The organism is Pseudomonas sp. 58(2021) (genome assembly GCF_017491585.1).
Lineage (GTDB): Bacteria > Pseudomonadota > Gammaproteobacteria > Pseudomonadales > Pseudomonadaceae > Aquipseudomonas > Aquipseudomonas fluorescens_BT.
In genome coordinates, this window is sequence record NZ_JAFGYZ010000017.1 from 111269 (window position 1) to 126896 (window position 15628).

At 60.6% G+C, this 15628-nt stretch carries 16 protein-coding genes; 5 read left to right on the plus strand and 11 right to left on the minus strand.

Annotation, left to right across the window (positions count from 1 at the left end; all coding sequences use genetic code 11):
• Positions 1-17: 17 nt before the first annotated feature.
• From J5M72_RS20130 to gpmI, 4 genes are all read right to left on the minus strand, one after another.
• Positions 18-794, minus strand: coding sequence for a divergent polysaccharide deacetylase family protein (locus tag J5M72_RS20130; RefSeq protein WP_207866871.1), 777 nt, complete (start codon positions 792-794; stop codon positions 18-20).
• Between the two features lie 2 nt (positions 795-796).
• On the minus strand, positions 797-2116 hold the full coding sequence (locus tag J5M72_RS20135; protein WP_085712771.1) for a S41 family peptidase: 1320 nt from the start codon (positions 2114-2116) through the stop codon (positions 797-799).
• A gap of 34 nt (positions 2117-2150) precedes the next feature.
• Entirely contained in the window at positions 2151-3455 is a 1305-nt protein-coding gene (locus J5M72_RS20140) for a murein hydrolase activator EnvC (protein WP_169428453.1), read from the minus strand.
• A gap of 136 nt (positions 3456-3591) precedes the next feature.
• Positions 3592-5118 (minus strand): 2,3-bisphosphoglycerate-independent phosphoglycerate mutase, encoded by a 1527-nt coding sequence (gene gpmI, locus J5M72_RS20145; protein WP_169428454.1) that lies wholly within the window; start codon positions 5116-5118, stop codon positions 3592-3594.
• Positions 5119-5271: 153 nt separating this feature from the next.
• Between gpmI and J5M72_RS20150 the strand changes: the two genes are divergently transcribed.
• Genes J5M72_RS20150 through secB form a run of 3 tightly spaced genes read left to right on the plus strand, consistent with a single transcriptional unit; the run spans position 5272 to position 6480 of the window.
• Complete coding sequence (locus J5M72_RS20150; protein WP_169428455.1) at positions 5272-5685, plus strand: rhodanese-like domain-containing protein; 414 nt, start codon at positions 5272-5274, stop codon at positions 5683-5685.
• 1 nt (position 5686) lies between these two features.
• Positions 5687-5941 (plus strand): glutaredoxin 3, encoded by a 255-nt coding sequence (grxC, locus tag J5M72_RS20155; RefSeq protein ID WP_207866872.1) that lies wholly within the window; start codon positions 5687-5689, stop codon positions 5939-5941.
• Positions 5942-5994: 53 nt separating this feature from the next.
• Positions 5995-6480: a protein-export chaperone SecB gene (secB, locus tag J5M72_RS20160; protein ID WP_207866873.1), complete on the plus strand. Its 486-nt coding sequence runs from the start codon at positions 5995-5997 to the stop codon at positions 6478-6480.
• 123 nt (positions 6481-6603) lie between these two features.
• Here secB and J5M72_RS20165 read toward each other — a convergent pair whose 3' ends face one another.
• Entirely contained in the window at positions 6604-7059 is a 456-nt protein-coding gene (locus J5M72_RS20165) for a tRNA (cytidine(34)-2'-O)-methyltransferase (RefSeq protein ID WP_041071426.1), read from the minus strand.
• Here J5M72_RS20165 and J5M72_RS20170 point away from each other — a divergent pair.
• Entirely contained in the window at positions 7058-7498 is a 441-nt protein-coding gene (locus J5M72_RS20170; RefSeq protein ID WP_207866874.1) for a hypothetical protein, read from the plus strand. The two genes, J5M72_RS20165 and J5M72_RS20170, sit on opposite strands and share 2 nt — an antisense overlap.
• Positions 7499-7921: 423 nt before the next feature.
• Here J5M72_RS20170 and ntrC read toward each other — a convergent pair whose 3' ends face one another.
• The 6 genes from ntrC to glnA all read right to left on the minus strand — a co-directional run bounded on the left by ntrC (position 7922) and on the right by glnA (position 13838).
• The gene (gene ntrC, locus J5M72_RS20175) at positions 7922-9358 is read right to left on the minus strand and encodes a nitrogen regulation protein NR(I) (RefSeq protein ID WP_056852210.1); all 1437 of its coding nucleotides are present in this window, start codon (positions 9356-9358) and stop codon (positions 7922-7924) included.
• Entirely contained in the window at positions 9355-10440 is a 1086-nt protein-coding gene (glnL, locus tag J5M72_RS20180) for a nitrogen regulation protein NR(II) (RefSeq protein WP_096821967.1), read from the minus strand. Before glnL ends, ntrC begins: the two co-directional genes overlap by 4 nt.
• Before the next feature lie 231 nt (positions 10441-10671).
• The gene (locus J5M72_RS20185) at positions 10672-11295 is read right to left on the minus strand and encodes a DUF4124 domain-containing protein (RefSeq protein WP_207866875.1); all 624 of its coding nucleotides are present in this window, start codon (positions 11293-11295) and stop codon (positions 10672-10674) included.
• A complete protein-coding gene (locus J5M72_RS20190; protein ID WP_169428460.1) occupies positions 11292-11801 on the minus strand; it encodes a DUF4124 domain-containing protein in 510 nt (169 codons plus the stop codon). Before J5M72_RS20190 ends, J5M72_RS20185 begins: the two co-directional genes overlap by 4 nt.
• Positions 11802-11826: 25 nt before the next feature.
• Positions 11827-12249, minus strand: a complete 423-nt coding sequence (locus J5M72_RS20195; protein ID WP_207866876.1) for a cupin domain-containing protein — start codon at positions 12247-12249, stop codon at positions 11827-11829.
• Between the two features lie 182 nt (positions 12250-12431).
• The gene (gene glnA, locus J5M72_RS20200) at positions 12432-13838 is read right to left on the minus strand and encodes a type I glutamate--ammonia ligase (protein WP_207866877.1); all 1407 of its coding nucleotides are present in this window, start codon (positions 13836-13838) and stop codon (positions 12432-12434) included.
• 328 nt (positions 13839-14166) lie between these two features.
• Here glnA and thiI point away from each other — a divergent pair, with 328 nt between their 5' ends.
• A complete protein-coding gene (gene thiI / locus J5M72_RS20205) occupies positions 14167-15621 on the plus strand; it encodes a tRNA uracil 4-sulfurtransferase ThiI (protein ID WP_207866878.1) in 1455 nt (484 codons plus the stop codon).
• Positions 15622-15628 lie beyond the last annotated feature (7 nt).

Consider the following 15628-nt stretch of genomic DNA (forward strand, 5'->3'; position numbering starts at 1 on the left):
CGGTTGTATCAGGGCGTTTATCGGTAGACACCGTTTTTGCCGTGCGCGGCCGTAGCGCGATTGCTGCGCACGCTGATCATCTGCTTGATGTCGATCCACTCGATGCCTTGAGCTTTCAACTTAGGCAGTTCTCGCTCCAGCACGGCCAGGGTCTGCGGGTAAGGATGGCCGATCATTACCGCCGAACCCTGTTTGCGCGCCAGATTGATTGCGGTCTGCAACTGGGTGTAGATCGCCGCTTCGGTGCGCTCGTCATCGAGAAACACGTCCCGGGAAACACTCGCCAGATCGATCTTCTGTGCCTGTTGCGCAGCGACAGTCTGGGCGCTGGTGCGGCTGTCGACGAAGAACTTGTGACGGCGCTGCAGTTCACCCATCAACCAAGCCATCGCCACCGGTTGCGCCGTCATGCGGCTGCCCATGTGGTTGTTGATGCCGGCGGTGTAGGGGACCATTTTGAACGCGGCGTCGAGACGCTTCTCAAGCTCTTCGATGGGCAGTTCGGGATGCCAGGCGAATGGACCGGTAGCCGGGTCCATCGGCATGTGCAGGATCACGATCTTGCCGGCACGATGGGCTTCGCGGGCGAATTCGGTGGCGTGCGGGGTGTCGGGCATGATTGCCGTGGTGACCGGCCCCGGCAGGGCCAGCACGCGGCGATCCCGGGGCAGGTTCTGCCCCAGGTCGTCGATGATCAGTGTCAGGTAGGCTTTTTGTGGTGTCGGTCTGGCAGGTTCTGCGTGAGCAGCACCCGCCAGACAGCACAGCAGGACAAAGACGAAACGCAAAGACATCCTCAACGGCCGGACGTGATGCTCAGGCCTTTGAGCAGGCTCAGGGCCTGGGCCAACTGGTAATCGTCATCCTGCGGCATGGCTTTCGGCTTGCCGCCGGAGCCGGTCGGTTTGTCCGCGCCGCCGTTGCCGTTGCCCAGGTGACCCTGCAGGTCCGCTTCCTTGAAGTAGTCGCCGTCCGCTTCGTTGGTGATCTTGGCCTTGCGCACTTCGATGTCCGGGACGATACCCTGGGCCTGGATCGAGCGGCCGTTCGGCGTGAAGTACAACGCGGTGGTGATCTTCAGCGCACGGTCGTTGTTCAGCGGCAGCACGGTCTGCACCGAACCCTTGCCGAAACTGGTGGTGCCCATGACCACGGCGCGTTTCTGGTCTTGCAGGGCGCCGGCGACGATTTCCGAGGCCGAGGCACTGCCCCCGTTGATCAGCACGACCATCGGCACGGCTTCGCTTTCGTCCTTGCCGGTGGCGGAGAAGCGCAGTTCGGAGTTGGCAATCCGGCCCTTGGTGTAGACGATCAGGCCCTTGGTGATGAAGTGGTCGACCACTTCCACCGCTGCCTGCAGCACGCCGCCCGGATTGTTGCGCAAGTCGAGGATGATGCCGTTGAGCTTCTTGCCGTTGTCCTTGCGCAGCTTGGCCAGGGCCTTGGAGACTTCCTCGCCGGTCTTGACCTGGAACTGGGTGATGCGGATCAGGCCATAACCCGATTCGAGCAATTGCGCCTTGACGCTCTTCACCTGGATCACTGCGCGGGCCAGGGTTACGTCGAACGGCGTACCGCCGTCACGGACCAGGGTCAGGGTGATTTTCTGGCCGATCTTGCCGCGCATCTTGTCCACGGCTTCGGTCATGGTCTGGCCGCGGGTCGGCGCGCCATTGATCTTGACGATGAAGTCACCGGCCTGGATGCCGGCCTTCGATGCTGGCGTATCGTCGATTGGCGACACGACTTTGATGAAGCCGTCTTCCGAGCCGACTTCGATACCCAGGCCGCCGAACTCACCGCTGGTGCTTTCCTGCAGCTCGGTGAAGTCTTCCGGGCCGAGGTAGGCCGAGTGCGGGTCGAGATTGCTGAGCATGCCCTTGATGGCGTTTTCCAGCAGGGTCTTGTCGTCCACCGGTTCGACATACGCGGCCTTGATCCGGTCCATGACCTCGGCAAAGGTGCGCAGCTCTTCCAGCGGCAGCGGGGCCTTGGACGTCGCGGCAGTGCCTGCCGGAGCGACAGCCGGAGCCGGTTGAGCGGCAAACGCCAGAGGCGCGCCGATCACCAGGGCGATCGTCAGGGCCAGCGAGGTAAGACGGGACAAATGCAGCATGTCGAACGAACTCCTAAAGTTGGTGACTCAACGCCTATCCTTGCGCGCGGCACCATTGCGCCGGATCACTCGGGTGACCCTGCTGACGAATTGCGAAATACAGCGCTGGTGTGTCCTGCCCGCCACTGTTACCGACAGTGGAGATGGACTCACCGGCTTTTACCACGTCACCAGCCGACTTCAGCAGCGTCTGGTTATGACCGTAAAGACTCAGAAAACCATTGCCGTGATCGAGGATCACCAATAGCCCGGCACCGCGCAACCAGTCGGCAAACACCACGCGCCCGCCATGTACGGCGTGCACCTGGCTGCCGGCGGAGGCGCTGATCATCACGCCATCCCACTTGGTGCGGGCATCGTCGCCACGGGTTTCACCGAAACGTGCCAGCAGTCGACCATCAACCGGCCATGGAAGTTTTCCCCGGGTGGCAGCAAAAGGGCCGCCGAACGTCTCGCCGCTGCTGGAAACCAGCGCGCCAGGTGTGGGTCTGACTTGTTTTCGCGGGGCGTCGCTGGTGTCCGAGTCCGCATCGGCACGGGCCTGGGCCTCACGCAAACGCTTTTTTTCGGCTTCCTGCTGGGCGATGAGCGCTTTCTGCCGCGCTTCTTCTGCCTCACGGGCCTGGCGGGCCAGGGTTTCTTCAATGGTTTTAAGGACTTTAGACAGGTCTGCCTGATCCTGCTCGCGGGCGGCCAGTTTCTGGTCGCGCGCTTTTACGTCGTCGTTGAGCCTGGCCAGCACTTGCTGGCGCTCCTTGCGAACCTTTTCGAGGGCGTCGCGCTGGGTGTCGAGGTCGCTTTTCTGCACCAGCAACTGGGCTTGCTGGGAGGAGATGTCCTTTTCGACATTGGCCAGCTGACGCAGGGTTTCGTTGAAGTTTTTCAGCTGCTCCAGGCGGGCCTGGCTCAGGTAGTCGTAATAGGTGAGGGTACGGGCGAATTTCTCGGGATTCTGCTGGTTGAGCAGCAGCTTGAGGTATTCCTGCCGGCCGTTCTGATAGGCCGCGCGGGCCTGGATGGCGATCAGTCGTTGCTGTTCAGTGCGCGCGCTCTGGAGTTTTTTTTTCTCTGCATCGAGCCGCTGCAGCTCGGATTCACTCTTCTTCAGCTCTTTTTGCAGGGCGTCGACCTGTTTCTCGAGCTTGCCCATCTCGGTTTCGGTGCCCTTGAGCTCTTTCTGGACGCCGGATTTTTCCTCCTGGAGCTTGCCCAGCAGTTTTTTCAGCTCGGCGATGTCCTGACGCGTGGCGTCCAACTGTTGTTGGGTTTGCGCACGCTCGTCAGCGAAGGCCGGTTGGAGCAGGCATGTCAGAGCGAGGGCGATCAGGACGCGAAGCATAAGGGCGGGCGGTACCAGGGTAAGGGACGGCCTAGTATGCCCGCCCCACGCGGCAAAAAAAACGCCTCAAAGCCAACTGCTTTGAGGCGTTCGTCATAAAAAGCCGTTTCAGGCTGATTACAGGGCGTTTTTGATATCAGACCAGAATCGAAGTGCCAGTCATTTCCACCGGTTTTTCCAGACCCAGCAGTTTGAGCATGGTCGGTGCCACGTCCGCCAGCACGCCGCCTTCACGGACCTTGAGGTCGCGTTTGCCGACATAAATGAACGGCACCGGCTCGGTGGTGTGCGCGGTGTGCGCCTGGCCGGTGGCTTCGTCGGCCATTTGCTCGACGTTGCCGTGGTCGGCGGTGATCAGCGCTTCGCCGCCAACTTTTTCCAGGGCATCGACGATACGGCCGACGCAGGTGTCCAGGCATTCAACGGCTTTCACTGCCGCTTCGAACACGCCGCTATGGCCGACCATGTCGCCGTTGGCGTAGTTGACCACGATCACGTCATAGCGTTGGTTCTCGATGGCCTCGACGATGCGGTCGGTGACTTCCGGCGCGCTCATTTCCGGCTGCAAGTCATAAGTGGCGACTTTCGGCGACGGGATCAGGATGCGCTCCTCGCCCGGGAACGGCTCTTCGCGACCACCGGAGAAGAAGAAAGTGACGTGGGCGTATTTTTCGGTTTCGGCGATGCGCAGCTGGGTCTTGCCGTTTTTCGCCAGGTAGTCGCCGAGCACGTTTTCCAGGCTGCCCGGCGCGAAGGCGGCGGGGGCCGGGATGCTGGCGGCGTATTGAGTCAGGCCCACGTACTGCACTTTTGGCTGGCGTGCGCGCTCGAATTCCTTGAAACCGTCTTCGACAAACACGCGGCTCAGCTCGCGTGCGCGGTCGGCGCGGAAGTTCATGAACACCACGGCGTCGCCGTCTTCGACCTTCACCGGCTCACCGATGCTGGTGGCCTTGACGAACTCGTCGCTCTCGCCACGGGCGTAAGCGGCCTCCAGACCTTCCTGGGCGGTGGCGGCGTTGAATTCGCCCTTGCCATCAACGATCAGGTTGTAGGCCTGGGCCACGCGATCCCAACGGTTGTCGCGGTCCATGGCGTAGTAGCGGCCGATCAGGCTGGCGATGCGGCCCTTGCCGAGGGCCTGGAAGGTCGCGTCGAGCAGTTCGATCGACGAGGCGGCGCTTTTCGGCGGCGTGTCACGGCCGTCGAGGAAGGCGTGCAGGTAGATTTTTTCGGCGCCGCGCTTGAAGGCCAGTTCGGCCATGGCGATCAGGTGATCCTGATGGCTGTGAACGCCGCCATCCGACAGCAGGCCCATGAAGTGCACGGCCTTGCCGGCGGCCACGGCCTTGTCCACGGCGGCGCAGATGGTCGGGTTCTCGAAGAACTCGCCGTCGCGGATCGCTTTGGTCACACGCGTGAAGTCCTGATACACCACGCGCCCGGCGCCGAGGTTCATGTGGCCGACTTCGGAGTTGCCCATCTGGCCGTCCGGCAGACCGACGTCCATGCCGCTGCCCGAGATCAAGCCGTTCGGCACGGTGGCCCACAGGCGATCCAGCACAGGCTTTTTGGCCGCATAGACGGCGTTGGATTCGGGGCTGTCGCTGTGACCGAAGCCGTCGAGAATCATCAGGACCAAAGGTTTAGGCGTGGTAGTCATGGAATCCACTCGTGGCTAATAAAGAAGAGGGCGATGGAAAAGGGAGTTGGAGTTTAAAGCGAAGTTCCGGCGGCGTCACCGCCGGACGGGGTTTGGCCCACCATAGTGGCTGTGTATACTGGCCGACATTTTAACGCCCTGGAACCTCCTTCGATGGTTGCTCACCTGATTGAATTTGCCACTAACCACTACATTCTTGTCGGTATCTTCGTCGTACTGCTGGCTTTGCTGCTGGCGCATACGGTGCAGGGCGGCGGTAAAAGCCTGAGTACCGGCGAGCTGACCGCACTGGTCAACAAGGACGCCGGCGTGGTGGTGGACATCCGTCCGAGCAAGGAATACGCCGCCGGTCACATCGTTGGCGCGGTGAACATTCCCCAGGACAAACTGGCCGCCCGTATCGGCGAGCTGGAAAAACACAAGGCCAAGACCATCATTCTGGTCGACGCCCTGGGTCAGACTGCCGGCACCCATGCCCGCGAGCTGATGAAATCCGGCTTTACCGCCGCCAAGCTGTCCGGCGGGATCTCCAGCTGGAAAGGCGACAACCTGCCACTGGTGAAGTGATATGAACGACGTCATCGTCTATTCCAGCGATTACTGCCCTTACTGCTCGCGCGCCAAGTACCTGCTCGCGAACAAAGGTGTGGCCTTCGAAGAGATCAAGGTCGATGGCAAGCCGCAGGTGCGCGCCGCCATGGCCCAGAAGGCTGGACGTACGTCCGTGCCGCAGATCTGGATCGGCGACACCCACGTCGGCGGATGTGACGATTTGTACGCCCTGGAGCGCGCCGGCAAGCTGGACGCGCTGCTCAAGGCCTGAACTGCTGCACCTCACCAAGAACCCAAAAGACCCAAGATCAGAAAGGATCTGAGATGACTGACCAACAGAACACTGCAGCCAGCGAAGAAGAAACCGCACCGCAATTCTCCTTGCAGCGCATCTATGTACGCGACCTGTCCTTCGAAGCTCCGAAAAGCCCGGCGATTTTCCGTCAGCAATGGGACCCGGCGGTCGCTCTGGATCTGAACACCCGCCAGAAAGCCCTGGAAGGTGATTTCTACGAAGTCGTGCTGACCCTGTCCGTCACCGTGAAAAACGGTGAAGAAGTGGCCTTCATCGCTGAAGTGCAACAGGCCGGTATCTTCCTGATCAAGAACCTGGACGCGGGCTCGATGAGCCACACCCTGGGTGCGTTCTGCCCGAACATCCTGTTCCCGTATGCTCGCGAAACCCTGGACAGCCTGGTGACCCGTGGTTCGTTCCCGGCCCTGATGCTGGCCCCGGTGAACTTCGACGCCCTGTACGCGCAAGAGCTGCAGCGCATGCAGGACGCCGGCGAGACTCCGACCGTTCAGTAAGCGGTCTGGCTCCACCCAATGTGGGAGCGAGCCTGCTCGCGATTACGGAGGGTCAGATGACATCGATGTCGTCTGACGCACCGCTATCGCGAGCAGGCTCGCTCCCACAGTTGTTTTCGGGTGTTACTTGAAGTCGTTCTGCCGCCACGCTTCGTACACGGCCACTGCTACGGTGTTGGACAGGTTCAAGCTGCGGCAGCCTTCGCGCATCGGCAGACGCAGGCGCTGTTCGGCGGGCAGGGCGTCGAGCACTTCCGGCGGCAGGCCACGGCTTTCCGGGCCGAAGATGAACGCATCGCCCGGGACGAACGCGGCATCGTGAAACGGCCGCGAACCCTTGGTGGTGAAGGCGAACAGCCGTGGATGGCCGAGGCTTTCCAGGCAGCTGGCGAGGTCGGCGTGGCGTTGCAGAGTGGCATACTCGTGATAGTCGAGACCGGCGCGACGCAGCCGCTTGTCGTCCATCTCGAAGCCCAGCGGTTCGATCAAATGCAGGTGGCAGCCGCTGTTGGCGCACAGCCTGATAACGTTACCGGTGTTCGGTGGAATTTCCGGTTGAAAAAGGATGACGTGAAACATGCACGGCTCCGAAGGTAAAGATGACGCGCATTCTACGCCGCCAGCCGACCCGCGTTCGAAACTATTCCCGCGAGTCATGGGGTCGCTGGCAATTTTCGGCCTGATGGTCGGAATGATGATCGGCCGTTTGACCACCCCTGACCCAAGCGTTTTGCAGCAGGTCGAAGTGATCGATGGTGGTCTGGCGGTCTGGTTCAACAATGAGCCGAAGCTGCATGGCGAGATCGTCGATGGCAGCATCGCGTTGCTGTTCGAGGCCGAAGGCAAGGCGCAGAAAGGTCAGCTCAAGCTCAACGGCAAGGACGTGAACTGGCGGACGCGTTTGAGTGACGGGGGATTGTTGCTGACGCTGGTGGCGGCGCGGCCGCTGCAGGGCGACTGGGCCGGCCAGGCGGTCGATGACCGCTGGCGGCTGGAGATCCATCTCCGGGAGCAATAAAAGAGGGAATCCCCGGCCTGCCTGTACCAAGGTTCCCGAAACGGGCGGGCTCATCGCATCGCGTTCTGAGCCGGTGTAAAGAGGGAACCCCTGACCTGCCTGTATCAAGGGCCCCAAAAGGGTGGGCTCATCACGTTTGTGGTGTGAGCCTGGTGTAAAGAGGGGAATCCCCGGCCTGCCTGTACCAAGGCCCCCGAAAGGGTGGGTGAATCGAATCACCTGATTGGGTTGTTGCAGGGGGCGTGCCAGTTTTTATCGTTTTGAAACAAAAAAGCCCGACACAATGACGAAGGCCCCGTAATACGGGGCCTTCGTCTTTTCACAGGGTGGGATTTTCAGCGGTTTACAGGACAAACCTGAGCCAGTGGCCGTGCCCGATTAAGGGTCACGCTGCCTTGCGGCGGTGCAGGCTGGCGCCGAAGCTCAGCCTTCATCGCCCTCATCGTCATCCCCGCCATCGACCTTCATGCCAAGTTCCTTGATCTTGCGGGTCAAGGTGTTCCGGCCCCAGCCCAGCAGCACGGCCGCGTCGCGACGACGTCCGGCGGTGTGCTTCAAGGCGGTCTCGATCATGATCCGCTCGAACGCCGGCACCGCGCTGTCGAGCAGGCTCGACTGACCGCGTGCGAGCGCCTGATCGGCCCACTGGCGCAGCGCCTGTTCCCAGTTGGTCACCGGCGCTGAATCCTGAGGCAGGCTCAGCAGTTCCGGTGGCAGGTCGCCGATGTGAACTTCGCGCCCCGACGCCATCACCGTGATCCAGCGGCAAGTGTTTTCCAGCTGACGCACGTTGCCCGGCCACGGCAGGTTTTTCAGGTATTCCTCGGTCTCGCTTTTCAGCAGCTTCGGCTCGACCGCCAGCTCTTGCGCGGCGCGGCTGAGGAAGTGCTTGGCCAGGGTCGGGATGTCTTCGCGACGGTCCGACAGGCGCGGGATGTGGATGCGGATCACGTTGAGGCGGTGGAACAAGTCCTCACGGAATTTCCCGGCGTGGACCAGGGTTTCCAGATTCTGGTGAGTCGCGGCGATGATCCGCACATCAACCTTGACCGGCACATGCCCGCCGACGCGATAGAACTCGCCATCGGCCAAGACCCGCAGCAGCCGGGTCTGGGTGTCCGCCGGCATGTCGCCGATTTCATCGAGGAACAGCGTGCCGCCGTCAGCTTGCTCGAAACGTCCGCGTCGAAGGTTCGCTGCGCCGGTGAATGCGCCTTTCTCGTGGCCGAACAGCTCGGACTCCATCAGGTCTTTCGGAATCGCCGCCATGTTCAGCGCAATGAACGGCGAGGCCGCACGCGGGCTGTGGCGGTGCAGGGCATGGGCTACCAGCTCTTTGCCGGTGCCTGATTCACCGTTGATCAATACGGTGATGTTGGAGTGGCTCAGGCGTCCGATGGCGCGAAACACTTCCTGCATCGCCGGTGCTTCGCCGATGATTTCCGGGGTGCGGGTCAGGGTTGGCGCGACTTCCAGGCCCTGTTGTTCCTGGGCGTGCTGATTGGCGCGTTTGACCAGCGACACCGCTTCGTCGACATCGAACGGTTTTGGCAGGTATTCGAAGGCACCGCCCTGATAGGAGGCGACAGCGCTGTCCAGATCGGAGTGAGCGGTCATGATGATGACCGGCAGTCGTGGGTGTTGCTCGCGAATCCGCGCCAGAAGATCCAGGCCACTGGCACCCGGCATGCGGATGTCGGAGATGATCACGTCCGGCTGCTGGCGGGCCAGGCGGCTCATCACGCCATCGGCACTGTCGAAGCTCTGGGTGGTCATGCCTTCCTGTTGCAGGGCTTTTTCCAGAACCCAACGGATAGAACGGTCGTCATCGACGATCCACACGGTTTCACTACGGCTCATGTCGATGTGGCTCCTTGTTCCAGTGGCAGAAAGATCGAGAACGTGGTGTGGCCTGGGTGGCTGTCACACTCGATCAGGCCCTGGTGCTGGCTGATGATGTTCTGGGTGATGGCCAGGCCGAGTCCGGTACCGTCCGGACGGCCGCTGACCATGGGAAAGAAAATGGTTTCCTGGAGTTCCGCCGGAATCCCCGGGCCGTTGTCGATGATCTCGATCTTGGTCACCAGGCGATGGCGGATATGGCCGATGGTGAATTGGCGCATGGCGCGGGTGCGCAGGCTGATGCGGCCCAGGCGCAGCTCGTTCTGGCTGCTGATCGCTTGCATGGCGTTGCGCACGATGTTCAGCACGGCCTGAATCATTTGTTCACGGTCGATCAGTACGTCGGGAATGCTCGGGTCGTAATCGCGCACCAGCGTGATGCAGCCCTGGCTTTCGGCCTCGACCAGTTGGCAGACGCGCTCCAGCACTTCGTGGACGTTGCACAGGGCCAGCGACGGCAGTTTGTTCGAGCCGAGCATGCGGTCGACCAGATTGCGCAGGCGGTCGGCTTCTTCGATGATCACGTTGGTGTAGTCGCGCAGGCTGTCTTCCGGTAGCTCCCGGGCCAGCAATTGCGCGGCGCCACGGATGCCGCCCAGCGGGTTCTTGATCTCGTGGGCGAGGCCGCGCACCAGCATCTTGCTGGTTTCCTGCTTGGACAGTTGCGCCTCTTCCTTGGTGATCCGCAGCAGGCGGTCGCGAGGGTGAACCTCCAGCAACAGCAGGGTCGCGCCATTGCTGAGGATGGGCGTCACCGCGTAATCCACCGTCAGGGTCTGGCCGGTGAGGGCGGTGAGCATCGCTTCGCGCTTGGTGAACGGGTGCGCCTGTTCAACCGCCTGGCGCAACGAGTTGAGCGCTTCGGTGGATTCGGTAAACAGCTCGCTGATGAACTGCCCATGGCTGCGCTGACCACTGATGGCCAGCAGCATCTCCGCCGCCGGGTTCATGTACTCGAGGCGCAATTCGGCATCGAGCAGGATGGTGGCGGTGGTCAGGTTGTCGAGCAGCAAACGGTGGAGTGCGTCGCTTATGGTCATCAGGACCTCTTTTGGAGCAAGGCGTGCGCAAGAAACCAAGCGCCGGTGCGAGGAAAATGCAAAAACCAAACCAAGGCTCCGAAAAGAAGCGTTCGGCGCCTGAAACAGGCGTTTGACGCCCGTTTGCGCAGCGATTGGCCGACCCTTGCGGGTACTTTCGAACCAAAATGGGTTGGATTGTGGGTACGGTGCAGACTGTTGCACCAATATAGTGCGCAAAGCTGAACGGCGCTAAAAGAAACGTAGGAAGGGATTTTTCGGTTCGGCGGGTTTGTCTTTCAGCGGGCATTCCGGTCGAACGCCGTAGTCATCGGTGGTGCAGGGGTTGACCTGGCGCTTTTGTGCCAGCGAAATGCGCTGCATGTGGAACGGCTGATTGGCCGTTCGTTCGACGATGCGATTCTGTGCATCGAGGATCTCTACTGACAGACTGTGGCTGCCGCGATCGATATTGTTCAGTGGAAACACCGGGCTCAGGCCGGGTTCGCCGGTGGCCTGGCCATCCAGCAGCAGGCGATAGCGATGTCCCTTTTGCAGGCCGGGTTCGCTGGTGACGCTGACGATCAGCTCGCCGGCGCTGCTGCGAATGGTGGCGTCCGGCTCGGGTACCAGCACCCGCAGCATGTCGTAGCGGAACAGCGGTTGCTCCGGTGATTTTTTGGCCTTGGTGATGGGTGCCGCCCCGGTCGGGTTGGAGGCCATGCGATTGCTGGTGGCCAGCGGCACACGCTTGGCGTTGCCCCGGGGTTGATCGGTGTAGACGCGATTGCCCTGCGCATCGACATAAGTGAAGACTTCGGCGGACGCACCGAGCGCGAACAGGGCCAGACACGCAGCGATCAGTCCGCGAGTCACGGCTTGTGCACTCGCTGCACAGTGAAGACCACTGCCGGACTCTGTTGAATGATCGCCTCGCCATCGATCACCTGAACCGCCAGCCGATGCTCACCCCGGTCGACGTTCACCAGTTGCAGGATCGGCACGTTGCTCGGCTGGCCATAAGGCGCGTCGTCCAGCAGCAGGCGCAATTGGTGCGGCGGTTGCAGGCGCGGCTTGATCTGCACGCTGACGGTGAACGTGCCGTTGTTGGCGCGCAGGGCTTCTTCGGTGGGCAGGCCGGTCAGTTCCAGCACGTCATAGGCATTGCGCGCAGGCGCCCGGCTGGCCGTGTCCGACGACGGCGCGCTCGGTGCCTGAGGCTGGACGCTGTTGAGCGGCGGCAACTCCACCGGCTGCGCCTTCACGCCGTCCGGCGAGTGATCGCTGTACACCGTGTTGCCGTTGGCGTCGGTGTATTTGTAGATCTGCGCTGACGCGTCGTACGCGCAAGCCAGCAACAGAATTGGCAGCAATGGCCGCATTCGGACGTCCTGTGAGTAGCGGATATCACTCCGACAATGGAATACCCTCGCCGCCAGCATAGAACACAACCAGCTCCACAGGTTTGTCTCCAGTGATCCCGCGATGACTGCGGTTCACCATTTCAGCGACGGCTTCTCCCTGTTTAAAACGTTTGCTGCGGCCATCGTCCCTGCTTTCGATAGTCAGTTCGCCGGAGAGAATGTAGGCAGCGTTGGGAATAGGGTGAGTGTGCCACTGGAGCTGTGTGTTGGCAGGAATACTGAGCCGGAGCACCGACAGTTCGGGTTTGGCGTCGGGGTAGTTTGAATAGGAGGTCCCATCCCACGACGTGGTGCTTTCGAGCAACAGATTGCGCTCTATCTGTCTTGATTCCTGTGGCGAGGCACAGCCTTGCAGGGTCAGAGTTGCCAGAGTGGCAAGCAGAATCTGGAAAAGACATTGCTTCATCGTTGTATTCCTCAAGTGGCCGTAAGGAGGAAAGGCTACGGGCCGCTCAAAGGGATTGATGCCGGACGATGTGTCAGTTGCTTTCGGATTTCTGGATTGATGTTGTCGGAAATAACCTCAAAAAAAAGGCCTCCCGAAGGAGGCCTCTCTTTTGTCACGCCGCGTAGCGCAGCGCTACCGGATCAGCAGCTGTAGTACAGCTCATATTCCAGTGGGTGTACGAAGGTGCGGACCTTGATTTCTTCTTCGGATTTCAGCGCGATGTAGGCATCGATGAAGTCGTCGGAGAACACGCCGCCCTTGGTCAGGAACGCACGGCCCTTGTCCAGCTCTTCCAGGGCTTCTTTCAGGCTGCCGCAAACTTGCGGGATCTCTTTCGCCTCTTCAGGCGGCAGGTCGTACAGGTTTTTGTCAGCAGCATCGCCTGGGTGGATCTTGTTCTGGATACCGTCCAGACCGGCCATCAGCAGTGCTGCGAAAGCCAGGTACGGGTTGGCAGCCGGATCCGGGAAACGTGCTTCGATACGACGGCCGCGTGGGCTGTTGACGTAAGGAATACGGATCGAGGCGGAACGGTTGCGAGCCGAGTAGGCCAGCATCACCGGAGCTTCGAAACCTGGCACCAGACGCTTGTAGGAGTTGGTGGCCGGGTTGGTGAAGCCGTTCAGGGCCTTACCGTGCTTGATGATGCCGCCGATGAAGTACAGGGCGGTGTCGGACAGGCCGGCATAACCTTCACCCGCGAAGGTGTTCTTGCCATCTTTGGAGATGGACATGTGAACGTGCATGCCCGAACCGTTGTCGCCGTACAGCGGCTTCGGCATGAAGGTCGCAGTGCGGCCGTAAGCGTCAGCAACGTTGTGTACAACGTATTTCAGAGTCTGAACTTCGTCAGCTTTCTTCACCAGGGTGTTGAACTTGACACCAATTTCGTTCTGACCGGCAGTCGCCACTTCGTGGTGGTGAACTTCAACGGTCTGACCCATCTCTTCCAGTGCGTTGCACATGGCGGTACGGATTTCGTGGTCGTGGTCGAACGGCGGAACCGGGAAGTAGCCGCCCTTGATACCTGGACGGTGGCCCTTGTTGCCGCCTTCCACGTCCTGGTCGGACATCCACGAGCCTTGCTCGGAGTAGATTTTGAACATCGAGCCGGAGATGTCGGACTTGAACTTCACTTCGTCGAAGATGAAGAACTCAGGCTCTGGACCGGCGAATACGGTGTCACCGATACCGGTGGTCTTCAGGTATTCCTCGGCGCGGTGGGCAATGGCGCGCGGGTCGCGATCGTAACCTTGCATGGTCGAAGGTTCGATGATGTCGCAAACCAGGATCAGGGTCGGCTCTTCGGTGAACGGGTCCAGAACGGCAGTTTCGTCGTCCGGCAGCAGGATCATGTCGGAGGCTTCGATGCCTTTCCAGCCAGCGATGGAGGAGCCGTCGAACATCTTGCCAACTTCGAAGAAGTCGTCTTCCAGCGCATCGCGAGCCGGCATGGTCACGTGGTGCTGAGTGCCTTTGGTGTCCGTGAAGCGCAGATCAATCCACTTGACGTCATGATCTTTGATGAGTTGAACCGACTTCGACATAGTGTCCTCCGGGTGGCTTAGGGCTGGTAGTGGATGCCCTTAAATGTTGGTGATGCCGGCGCGAATACTCTGCCAAGGCAACCTGCCTCACAAGGGAGCAAATTGCATGCCAGTGCCCCAGCATGGGTTTTTTGCCCCAAATTCACGCTTATAAAGGTGCAAAGCGCAGAAAGAGAGAAAATCTCGCCCTCTAATGTAGCGCTATAAGTCGAAAATGACCCGTTTTGGTGCATGCAAAACCTTCTGCACATTAACTGGTTAAACCTTGAGCAATTTCCGCTATAATCCGCGCCCCCCTTTTTCGGCTGGCCCAGCGCGCGCTGTTTTCATGAAACTAATCGTAAAAGTCTTCCCCGAGATCACCATCAAAAGCCGACCTGTCCGGACGAAATTCATCCGCCAGCTGGCCAAGAACATCCGCACCGTGCTCCGCGACCTGGACCCGGCCGTGGTGGTGAACGGTGTGTGGGACAATCTCGAGCTGGAAACCCGCGTGACCGATCCCAAGGCCCTGAAAGAGATGGGCGAACGCCTGACCTGCATGCCGGGCATCGCGCACTTTCTGCAGATCGACGAGTACCCGCTGGGTGACTTCGACGACATCACCGAGAAGTGCAAACAGCACTATGGCGATGCACTGGCCGGGAAGATTTTCTCGGTGCGCTGCAAGCGTGCGGGCAAGCATGCCTTCAGCTCGATGGACGTCGAAAAATACGTCGGCAGCAAGCTGCGCCGTGAGTGTGGTGCCGCCGGTATCGACCTGAAAGCGCCGGAAATCGAAGTCCGCATCGAAGTTCGCGACAAACGGTTGTTTGTCATCCACAGCCAGCACAATGGCATCGGCGGCTACCCGCTCGGTGCGCTGGAGCAGACGCTGGTATTGATGTCCGGTGGCTTTGACTCGACGGTTGCGGCCTACCAGATCCTGCGTCGCGGCCTGATGACGCACTTCTGCTTCTTCAATCTGGGTGGTCGTGCCCACGAATTGGGCGTGATGGAAGTCGCGCATTTCATCTGGAAGAAGTACGGCAGCTCGCAACGCGTGCTATTTGTCAGCGTTCCGTTCGAAGAAGTGCTGGGCGAGATTCTCGGCAAGGTCGACGACAGTCATATGGGCGTCGTGTTGAAGCGTATGATGTTGCGCGCAGCGTCGAGCATTGCCGAGCGCCTGCACATTGATGCGCTGGTCACCGGCGAAGCGATTTCCCAGGTATCGAGCCAGACGTTGCCGAACCTGTCGGTCATCGATTGCGTCACCGACAAGCTGGTGCTGCGACCGCTGATCGTCGCCCACAAGCAGGACATCATCGACACGGCCGACCAGATCGGTACCGGTGATTTCGCCCGGCACATGCCGGAATACTGCGGCGTCATCTCGGTCAACCCGAAGACCGCCGCCAAGCGTGGCCGGGTCGAGCACGAAGAGCAGGAATTCGACATGGCGGTGCTCGAGCGTGCGCTCGCAAACGCCAGACTGGTGCCGATCGATCGGGTGATCGACGAATTGGGCCAGGATTTGCAAATCGAAGAAGTCAGCGAGGCACTGGCCGGCCAGATCGTCATCGACATCCGTCACCCGGATGCCGCCGAGGATGAGCCGCTGGAGCTCAAGGGCATAGAAGTACAGACGATGCCGTTCTATGCAGTGAACGCACGTTTCAAGGAACTGGACCCTACTCGCCAGTACCTGCTGTATTGCGACAAAGGCGTGATGAGTCGCCTGCATGCTCACCATTTGCTCAGTGAGGGGCATGCCAATGTGCGCGTTTATCGACCGAGCTAAGTGCCCG

Bases quoted from the DNA above. Each gene is read 5' to 3' on its own strand.
- J5M72_RS20130 (WP_207866871.1), bottom strand. From the start codon at position 794: ATGTCTTTGCGTTTCGTCTTTGTCCTGCTGTGCTGTCTGGCGGGTGCT.
- J5M72_RS20150 (WP_169428455.1), top strand. From the start codon at position 5,272: ATGGTTGCTCACCTGATTGAATTTGCCACTAACCACTACATTCTTGTC.
- J5M72_RS20135 (WP_085712771.1), bottom strand. From the start codon at position 2,116: ATGCTGCATTTGTCCCGTCTTACCTCGCTGGCCCTGACGATCGCCCTG.
- J5M72_RS20140 (WP_169428453.1), bottom strand. From the start codon at position 3,455: ATGCTTCGCGTCCTGATCGCCCTCGCTCTGACATGCCTGCTCCAACCG.
- glnL (WP_096821967.1), bottom strand. From the start codon at position 10,440: ATGACCATAAGCGACGCACTCCACCGTTTGCTGCTCGACAACCTGACC.
- gpmI (WP_169428454.1), bottom strand. From the start codon at position 5,118: ATGACTACCACGCCTAAACCTTTGGTCCTGATGATTCTCGACGGCTTC.
- J5M72_RS20165 (WP_041071426.1), bottom strand. From the start codon at position 7,059: ATGTTTCACGTCATCCTTTTTCAACCGGAAATTCCACCGAACACCGGT.
- glnA (WP_207866877.1), bottom strand. From the start codon at position 13,838: ATGTCGAAGTCGGTTCAACTCATCAAAGATCATGACGTCAAGTGGATT.
- secB (WP_207866873.1), top strand. From the start codon at position 5,995: ATGACTGACCAACAGAACACTGCAGCCAGCGAAGAAGAAACCGCACCG.
- J5M72_RS20190 (WP_169428460.1), bottom strand. From the start codon at position 11,801: ATGCGGCCATTGCTGCCAATTCTGTTGCTGGCTTGCGCGTACGACGCG.
- thiI (WP_207866878.1), top strand. From the start codon at position 14,167: ATGAAACTAATCGTAAAAGTCTTCCCCGAGATCACCATCAAAAGCCGA.
- grxC (WP_207866872.1), top strand. From the start codon at position 5,687: ATGAACGACGTCATCGTCTATTCCAGCGATTACTGCCCTTACTGCTCG.
- J5M72_RS20170 (WP_207866874.1), top strand. From the start codon at position 7,058: ATGCACGGCTCCGAAGGTAAAGATGACGCGCATTCTACGCCGCCAGCC.
- ntrC (WP_056852210.1), bottom strand. From the start codon at position 9,358: ATGAGCCGTAGTGAAACCGTGTGGATCGTCGATGACGACCGTTCTATC.
- J5M72_RS20195 (WP_207866876.1), bottom strand. From the start codon at position 12,249: ATGAAGCAATGTCTTTTCCAGATTCTGCTTGCCACTCTGGCAACTCTG.